This window comes from Pseudomonas sp. FW306-02-D09B (genome assembly GCF_058782685.1).
The window spans coordinates 55,476-64,906 of the sequence record NZ_JBYSXY010000021.1 but is presented as its reverse complement, the minus strand read 5'-3'; the positions used below and the strand labels follow the sequence as shown (position 1 = coordinate 64,906).

Sequence of the window (9,431 nt, the reverse complement as noted above, 5' to 3'; positions counted from 1 at the left end):
TAGGTCATCGTCAAGATTAAATTCCGAAACCCCAATTGCGAAAGCAGTTGGGGTTTTGTTTTGCCTGCGAGAAAGTTCGTACAGCAACATCGGACGGCTCACGGCTGTCACAGTCACCTGACAATGCTAAGGTTCGGCCCTAGCTTTTGCATTTCTCCAAGGAAGCCCTTATGGCGGACGCCTCGTTCCTCAGTGCTGGTTTTATGGTGGTTCACGGCAACCGCCTGGACGAGCTGCGTAGCCTGGTGGTCAGCTGGATGCGGCGTTATCCGCTTGCCCCCCTGGAAAATGAAATCGCTCTGGTGCAGAGCAACGGTATTGCCCAATGGCTGAAGCTGGCATTGGCCGAAGACCCTGAAGATGACGACATGGGTGGCTGCGGCATAGCCGCGGCCATTGATGTGCAGTTACCCGGCAGCTTTATGTGGCAACTTTATCGATCAGTGCTCGGACGTGATGAAATTCCGGTGAAGTCGTTGCTGGACAAGGCTCCGCTGACCTGGCGATTGATGCGTCTGTTGCCGGAACTGATCGATAAACCGCACTTCGAACCACTGCAACGCTTCCTGACTCACGATACCGACCTGCGTAAACGCTATCAGCTCGCGGAGCGGCTTGCGGATCTGTTTGACCAGTATCAAGTGTACCGGGCGGACTGGCTGGAAGATTGGGCGGCGGGTCGCCATCAACTGCGTAACGGTAGAGGTGAGAGCAAGCCGCTCACTCCGGCCAACTGCTGGCAGGCTGAGTTATGGCGTGTGCTGTTGCTGGACGTCGGTGAGCAAGGCATGGCGCAAAGTCGCGCAGGCGTTCATCAACGCTTCATAGAGACAATCACTGGGCTGGACACCGCACCTAAGGGATTACCTTCACGGGTGATCGTTTTTGGCATTTCTTCGCTACCTGCTCAAGCCCTGGAAGCACTCGCAGGATTAGCTCGCTTCAGCCAGGTTCTGCTCTGTGTGCATAACCCATGTCGTCACCACTGGGCAGACATTGTCGCCGATAAAGACCTTTTAAGGCATCAGTACAAGCGACAGGCGCGCAAGACCGGCATGCCGGTCGTACTTGACCCACAAACCCTGCATCAACATGCTCACCCGCTGCTGGCAGCCTGGGGCAAGCAAGGGCGCGACTACATCAACTTGCTCGACAGTTATGACGATCCCAACAGCTATCGATCAGCTTTTCGCGATGGACGTATCGATCTATTCAGCGAAAGCCAGCCGTTGAACATGCTCAATCAATTGCAGGACGACATCCTTGAGTTACGCCCGCTGAATGAAACCCGCCTGCTCTGGCCTGCGGTCGATCTGAAGCAGGACGAGTCGATCCGTTTTCACATTGCCCATAGCGCACAGCGTGAAGTGGAGATACTCCACGATCAGTTGCTCGCACGCTTTAGCGCAGACCCGCAGTTGCGCCCACGCGATGTGATCGTGATGGTTCCGGACATCGACAGTTACGCTCCACACATCCGCGCCGTGTTCGGTCAACTTGAGCGGGAAGATCGGCGCTTTATCCCTTTCACGCTGACCGACCAGGGCCAGCGTGGTCGTGACCCGCTACTGATTGCGGTCGAGCATTTGCTCAAACTGCCTGACAGCCGTTTCCCGGTCAGCGAGATTCTCGACTTGTTGGACGTTCCTGCATTGCGCGCCCGATTTGGCGTAGAGGAGCGCGACCTGCCGACCTTGCATCGCTGGATCGAGGGGGCTGGCGTTCGCTGGGGTATGAACGCCGAACAACGCGCCGGTCTTGGTTTACCTGATGAACTTGAGCAAAACAGTTGGCGTTTTGGTTTGCGTCGCATGCTTCTGGGGTATGCCGTTGGCAGTGGTCATTCCTGCGATGGCATCGAACCTTATGATGAGATCGGCGGGCTGGATGCGGCACTGATCGGCCCATTGGTAGCTTTACTCAATGCTTTGCAGATTGCTCACGAGGAGCTCTCACAACCGGCATCGCCTGAGCAATGGGGCACGCGTCTGCAAGCGTTGATGCAGCTATTTTTCCTGGCCAGCAATGAGCATGATGACTATCTGCTGGCCCAACTCGAGTTGCTCCGCGAAACCTGGCTGGAGACCTGCGAATCGGTTGGTTTACTGGATGAGCTGCCGCTGACGGTGGTCCGTGAAGCCTGGTTGGCTGGTCTCGATCAGGGGCGTTTATCCCAACGCTTCCTGGCCGGCGCAGTGAATTTTTGTACGCTCATGCCGATGCGGGCAATCCCGTTCAAGCTCGTTTGCCTGCTGGGTATGAACGATGGTGATTATCCGCGTGCACAACCGCCACTGGATTTCGATCTGATGGGCAGCGATTACCGCCCCGGTGATCGGTCTCGGCGAGAGGATGATCGCTATCTATTGCTCGAAGCCTTGCTCTCGGCGCGGGACCAGCTTTACATCAGTTGGGTCGGGCGCAGTATTCGTGACAATAGCGAGCGCCCCGCATCGGTATTGATCGGTCAGCTGCGTGACCATCTGGCTAACGGCTGGAAAAACACCGACGGCAGTAAAGAACTCCTCGATGCGATGACCCAGGAGCATCCGTTACAACCCTTCAGTGCCCGTTATTTCCATGAAGGCGATCAACTGTTCAGCTATGCCCGAGAATGGCAGCTGTTGCATGAGCAGCATGACCGTGGTCCAGTCTTGGAGGTGCTTGATGCCTATGTTCAGGAAGAGCCGCTGAGCCTTGGTCAACTACAGGATTTCCTGCGTAACCCCGTGCGGCATTTTTTCAGTCAGCGTCTCAAGGTGTTTTTCGAAGCGGCTGAAGCGCCTTTGGCAGATGAAGAGCCCTTCGTGCTCGATGCGCTGGAACGCTACAGTCTGAGCGATAGCTTGCTTGAAGCCGCGCTGGCTAGCCCTGATCAACCTGAACAAGCTCTGCATGCACAGGCCAAAAGGTTGCAGGACAGCGGCTTGCTGCCGATGGCCGGTTTCGGTGAGTGCTTGCAACGTGAGTTGATCGAGCCGCTACCGGATCTGCTGCAACGTTATCAACAGTTGCTCGCATTGTGGCCAACACCGCAAAACAGTGCTTTGCCGGTGACGCTCCAATTGCAGGGAGTGAGCCTGGAAGGCTGGCTCAGCGGTCTCCATCAACGCAGCGATGGCGGGTTGCTGGCTGTCACTACGATCCCCAACAGCATTGGTTCGATCAAGACCCGCAAGTGGCATCGTTTGACTCGTCCTTGGGTTAATCACCTGGTGGCTTGCGCGAGCGGCTTGTCGATGACTACGGGGTTGGTGGCCAGTGACGATACCTTGCTGCTTGCCCCTATCGAGCAAGATGCCGCGCTGAAAACCCTGGGCAATCTGTTACAGGCCTGGCAATCAGGTATGCGCCAGCCATTGCCCGTAGCGGTAAAAACGGCTTTCGCCTGGCTGGGCCAGACTGATCCGCTCAAAGCCGAGGCTGCCGCTCGCAAGGCCTATGAGGGCGACGGTCAGACCACCGATGGCGAGCGCCGCGAAAGCCCTGCACTGGCTCGCCAGTTTGCCGATTACAACGCCCTGATTGCCGACGAAACCTTTGTCGATTGGTGTGACGCGCTCTACCGTCCGCTGCTCGAAGCCCCTTGGCGCTCATTGACCAGTGAGGAGTCGCACTCATGACAGCGAAGGTCCCTCTGGCATTAGCCTTCCCGCTTCGCGGTAGTCAACTGATCGAAGCCAGTGCCGGCACCGGCAAGACGTTCACCATTTCCGCGCTCTACTTGCGGTTGGTGCTTGGGCACGGTGACGAGTCTGCCGGTTTTGGTCGTGAACTCCTGCCACCGCAAATCCTCGTGGTGACCTTTACTGATGCCGCGACCAAGGAGCTGCGTGAGCGGATCCGTACACGTCTTGCCGAGGCAGCGCGGTTTTTCCGCGACGAAACACCAGCACCTGACAGCCTGATTGCCGAGTTGCGTGGGCAGTTCAGTCCCGAACAGTGGTCCGGCTGTGCGAACCGTTTGGACATCGCCGCGCAGTGGATGGATGAGGCAGCAGTTTCGACGATTCACAGTTGGTGCCAACGGATGCTGCGTGAGCATGCGTTCGACAGTGGCAGTCTGTTCACTCAAACCCTCGAAGTTGATCACAGCAATCTGCTCGGTGAAGTTCTGCGCGATTACTGGCGACTGTTTTGCTACCCGATGCAAGGTGATGCGCTGAACTGGGTTCGCAGCCATTGGGGCGGCCCGGCCGCCTTGCTGTCACGAGTGCGCGGGTTGTTCGCCAGTGAGCGTGATAGCGCTGAAGGAAAAGAACCTGCCGAGCTGATCACGGAGTGCCTGCAAGCTCGACGTGATGCGTTGCTGGAGCTCAAGGCGCCTTGGCGACAATGGGCGCAGGAGTTGCGAGAGATCTGTCTGCAAGGCGTCGCCAGCAAGTCTGTCGACGGACGCAAGATGCAAGCGCGTTACTTCGAGCCCTGGTTCGAGAAAATCTGTACTTGGGCCGAGGATGACAGCCTTGAACAACTGGATATTGGCACCGGCTTCAATCGTCTGACACCCGATGGCATGGCTGAGGCCTGGAAAGGTCAGGCACCAAGCCACCCCGGCCTGGACGCCATGTCCGGCCTGAAAGCCAGTCTCGATGCATTGCCGACTCCGGATGCCGCAGTCCTGAAACATGCCGCACAGTGGGTGGGGGCGCGTTTTGAAGAAGAGAAGCGTCGGCGTGCTGAAATGGGTTTTGACGACATGCTGCTCAGGCTCGATGCTGCATTGCGAGCCGAAGGTGGGGAGCGTCTGGCGACGTTGATCCGCGAGCAGTTTCCCGTCGCGTTGATCGACGAATTCCAGGACACCGACCCGGTCCAGTACCGGATCTTCGAAAGTATCTATCGTATTGAAGACAACAACCCCGAATGTGGGCTGTTTCTGATCGGCGACCCTAAACAGGCGATCTATGCCTTCCGTGGCGCCGATATCTATACCTACCTGCGCGCGCGTCAGGCAACGAGTGGTCGCTTGCATACCCTGGGCACCAACTTCCGCTCCAGTCACGGGATGGTCGATGCGGTGAACCATGTGTTCCAGCGTGCAGAAGCCCGTGAGCAGGGGCGTGGTGCGTTTCTGTTTCGTGAGAAAAACGGCGAAAACCCGGTTCCATTTCTGCCGGTCGAATCGCAAGGCCGCAAAGAGTCTTTGCAGATCAACGGTCAGGCCGTACCGGCGCTGAATATCTGGCAACTGTCCAGCGAGCAACCGTTGTCCGGTGTTGTGTACCGACAGCAACTGGCTGCAGCGTGCGCCAGTGAAATCACTGCATTGCTCAATGGCGGTCAGCAGCGGCGTGCGGGTTTTGTCCGGGGGGCAGAGGATCTACAGGGGCTACTACCGGCAGATATCGCGATTCTGGTGCGCGATGGTAAAGAGGCCCAGGCGGTACGCAACGAATTGTCCGTGCGAGGCGTGCGCAGTGTTTATCTATCGGACAAGGACTCGGTGTTCGCGGCCCAGGAGGCTCACGACCTGTTGAGTTGGCTAAAGGCCTGCGCCGAGCCGGATGTCGAGCGACCACTGCGTGCAGCGCTGGCCAGCATCACCTTGAACCTGTCGCTGACAGAACTGGAACGTTTGAACCAGGATGAGCTGGCCTGGGAGAAGCGCGTCATGCAGTTTCGCGAGTATCGGGTGATCTGGCGCAGTCAGGGCATCCTGCCAATGCTGCGCCGGTTGCTGCATGATTTCGAACTGCCTCAGGCCTTGATTGCCCGAAGCGATGGCGAGCGGATACTGACCAACCTGCTGCACCTCTCGGAGCTGTTGCAGCAAGCCGCCGCCGAGCTCGATGGCGAGCAAGCCCTGATCCGTCATTTGTCCGAGCATCTGGCGTTGTCCGGGCAGGCCGGCGAAGAGCAGATTCTGCGTCTGGAAAGCGATGAGCAACTGGTCAAGGTAGTGACCATCCACAAATCCAAAGGCCTTGAGTATCCGCTGGTTTTTCTGCCGTTCATTTGTTCGGCAAAACCGGTGGACGGCAGTCGATTGCCGATGCACTACCACGACGCGAACGGGCAAGCCCAGATAACGTTGAGCCCAACCCCCGAGTTGATTGCCCTGGCGGACGATGAGCGCTTGGCTGAAGATTTGCGTCTGCTCTATGTGGCCTTGACCCGAGCCCAGCATGCTTGCTGGCTGGGAGTCACCGACCTCAAGCGCGGCAATAACAACAGCTCGGTGCTGCACCTGTCGGCATTGGGCTATCTGCTGGGTGGCGGCGAAAAGCTGGTCGAGTCGACGGCGCTGAAGCGTTGGCTGGAAGACTTGCAGCAAAACTGCAGCGCTTTGAGCTATGGCGAGATGCCTGAAGCCACAACCGAACGTTTTCTCCCGCCACGCAATGAGGCAACGTTGCTCGCACCGCTGATACCGAAGCGCAAGGCGGCCGAGAACTGGTGGATCGCCTCCTACAGTGCGTTGCGCATTGGCGATAGTCTGAGCGCTGGCAGCGACGAAGCGCCGGAAAGCCCGCAAGCGCAAAAGCTTTTCGATGACGAGCGACTTGATCCCGATGCGCCACGCGAAGTGCTTGCGAGCGGTGGTGATATCCACCGCTTCCCGCGCGGGCCGAATCCCGGGACTTTTCTCCATGGATTATTGGAGTGGGCGGGTGACGAAGGTTTCGCCGCAGACCCGAAATCCATCGAAAACGCCATTGCACGCCGCTGCAACCGCCGCGGCTGGGAAGGCTGGATCAACACCCTGAGCGACTGGCTGCAGCATTTGTTGCAAGCGCCGTTACGCATTGGTACCGAACAACCACCCGTGGTGTTCGAGCAACTGACCGAGTACCGGGTCGAAATGGAATTCTGGTTTGCCAGCCATAAAGTCGATGTGTTGAAGCTCGACGAACTGGTGCGCCAATACACCCATGCCGGCGCTTCTCGTGTCGTTGCCGAGCCCGTACTGCTGAATGGCATGTTCAAAGGCTTTATCGACCTGACGTTCGAGCACGCCGGGCGTTATTACGTTGCGGATTACAAGTCCAACTGGCTCGGTGCTGACGATTCGGCCTATACCGAGCAGGCAATGGAACAGTCGATGCTCGATCATCGCTATGACCTGCAGTACGTGTTGTATCTACTGGCGCTGCATCGCCAGCTCAAGGCGCGACTCGCCGATTACGACTATGACCGGCACATGGGCGGCGCCTTGTACCTGTTCCTGCGCGGCACCCGGGCACCTGGCCAAGGCGTGTATTTCACCCGTCCGCCACGGGAATTGATCGAACGACTGGACCGGCTGTTCCAGGGAAAACCAGAACCCAAGCCTGAACCGGCCTGGGAGCAGGGTATATTGCTATGAGCCGTTCCTTTTCCGATTTGTTACCCACACCGTTGACGGCTGAGAGCCTTGCGCAACTGACACCGCTGAGTCGCGCCGATGACCTGTTGCTGTTACTCGAGCGCTGGGTCGAGCGTGGCTGGCTTCGGGCACTGGACAAAGCCTTTGTCGCCTTCCTCCACGAACTGGCACCCGATGGCGATCCGCTGGTATTGCTGGCGGCAGCCTTGACCAGCCATCAACTGGGACACGGGCATGTGTGCCTCGATCTGTTCGAAACGCTCAAGGAGCCGGACTTCGCGCTATCCCTGCCGCCGGAGGGCGATCTGCAGACCGGAAGCCTGTTGTTGCCATCGCAATTGCTTGAAGCATTGGAGGGCGCTCACTGGTGCAAGGTCCTGGCGTCCAGCAGTCTTGTGGCACTGGCCGTCGATGGGCGTGATGAATCACAGCAGCGCCCATTGGTATTGTCTGGGAAGCGACTGTATTTACGCCGTTACTGGACGTACGAACGGCGCATCGACAGTGCGCTGCGCCAACGACTTATCGTCCATGAACCAACACCCGATGACCTGTCCGAACGCCTGAGTGGCCTGTTTGGCCAGGCCAGTTCCAGTGCGCAGATCGATTGGCAGAAACTCGCCTGTGCCCTGGCCACCCGTGGTGCATTCAGCATCGTTACGGGCGGGCCTGGAACCGGTAAAACCACCACGGTTGTGCGTTTGCTGGCCCTGCTCCAGGCGCCAGCCGTGGAGGCGGGCAAGCCACTGCGGATTCGACTTGCCGCCCCCACGGGCAAGGCCGCCGCGCGGCTGACAGAGTCCATCAGCCAGCAAGTTCGCACACTGCAAGTTGCCGAGAGCGTCAGGGACAAAATCCCCTCTGACGTGACCACGGTCCACCGTCTGCTCGGCAGCCGGCCGGGAACCCGGCATTTCCGCCATCACGCCGGCAATCGCCTGCCGCTGGATGTGCTGGTGGTCGACGAAGCCTCGATGATCGACCTGGAGATGATGGCCAATCTGCTTGATGCGTTGCCGACGCATGCCCGGTTGGTCTTGCTCGGTGACAAGGATCAGTTGGCGTCGGTGGAGGCCGGCGCCGTTCTCGGTGATCTGTGCCGCGATGCCGAGGCCGGTTGGTACAGCCCGCAGACCCGCGACTGGCTGGAGGCCGTCAGTGGTGAAAATCTTGGTTCCAGCGGTTTGCAGGAAGACATCGACGCCACTCACCCGCTGGCCCAGCAGGTCGTGATGCTGCGTCATTCGCGGCGCTTTGGCGAAGGCAGCGGCATTGGTCAACTGGCGCGCTGGGTCAATCAGCAGCAGGCCGATGAGGCCCGCAAGCTGCTGGCTGCCCGCAGTCATGCCGATCTTTTTTCGCTGCCCCTCAAGGGCGAGCAGGACAGGGCGCTGGAGCGTCTATTGCTCGAAGGCCATGGCGAAGGTCCGCAGGGTTATCGGCATTACCTGAGTCTCTTGCGCAACCAGCGTCCGTCCTTCAACTCACTTCCCGACGATCCTTGCTGGATCGAGTGGGCACGCAATGTCTTGCAAGCCTTTGATGCGTTCCAGCTGCTGTGTGCCGTGCGCAAGGGACCGTGGGGTGTCGAGGGGCTGAATCAGCGGATTACCGGCGCGTTGCTCAAGGCGCGGCTGATCGACAGTGATCAGCAATGGTACGAAGGGCGTCCGGTACTGATGACGCGCAACGATTATGGTCTGGGCCTGATGAATGGCGACATCGGTATCACCCTGAAATTGCCTGAGCGCGATGGCCAGGAGGGCGGACGCCAGGTGCTGCGCGTCGCTTTTGCGCGTAACGATGGTCAGGGCGGTGTGAGGTTTGTTTTGCCCAGCCGACTCAATGACGTGGAAACCGTCTACGCCATGACCGTGCACAAATCCCAAGGCTCCGAATTCGCCCACACGGCGTTGATCCTGCCAGATGCGCTGAACCCGGTGCTGACCAAAGAGCTGATCTACACCGGAATCACTCGCGCCAAGAACTGGTTCAGCCTGATCGAACCACGTACCGGGATTTTTGAAGAAGCCGTACGACGCAAGGTCAAGCGCTTGAGCGGGTTGATGCTGGAATTGGGGTGAGCAGGTGCAGTGTGGTGGCGAGAGGACTTGACCTATCG

At 58.7% G+C, this 9,431-nt stretch carries 3 protein-coding genes; all 3 read left to right on the top strand.

What is annotated here, in order from left to right; all coding sequences use genetic code 11:
* Positions 1–170 precede the first annotated feature (170 nt).
* Genes recC through recD form a run of 3 tightly spaced genes read left to right on the top strand, consistent with a single transcriptional unit; the run spans position 171 to position 9,393 of the window.
* Positions 171–3,623: an exodeoxyribonuclease V subunit gamma gene (gene recC / locus AC3WK5_RS26100; protein ID WP_103319021.1), complete on the top strand. Its 3,453-nt coding sequence runs from the start codon at positions 171–173 to the stop codon at positions 3,621–3,623.
* Complete coding sequence (gene recB / locus AC3WK5_RS26095) at positions 3,620–7,309, top strand: exodeoxyribonuclease V subunit beta (RefSeq protein ID WP_103319019.1); 3,690 nt, start codon at positions 3,620–3,622, stop codon at positions 7,307–7,309. The genes recC and recB overlap by 4 nt, the downstream gene beginning before the upstream one ends.
* Positions 7,306–9,393 carry an exodeoxyribonuclease V subunit alpha gene (gene recD / locus AC3WK5_RS26090; protein WP_103319016.1) on the top strand — a complete coding sequence of 696 codons (2,088 nt, stop codon included), beginning with the start codon at positions 7,306–7,308 and terminating at the stop codon, positions 9,391–9,393. Before recB ends, recD begins: the two co-directional genes overlap by 4 nt.
* The last annotated feature ends 38 nt before the right edge of the window (positions 9,394–9,431 follow it).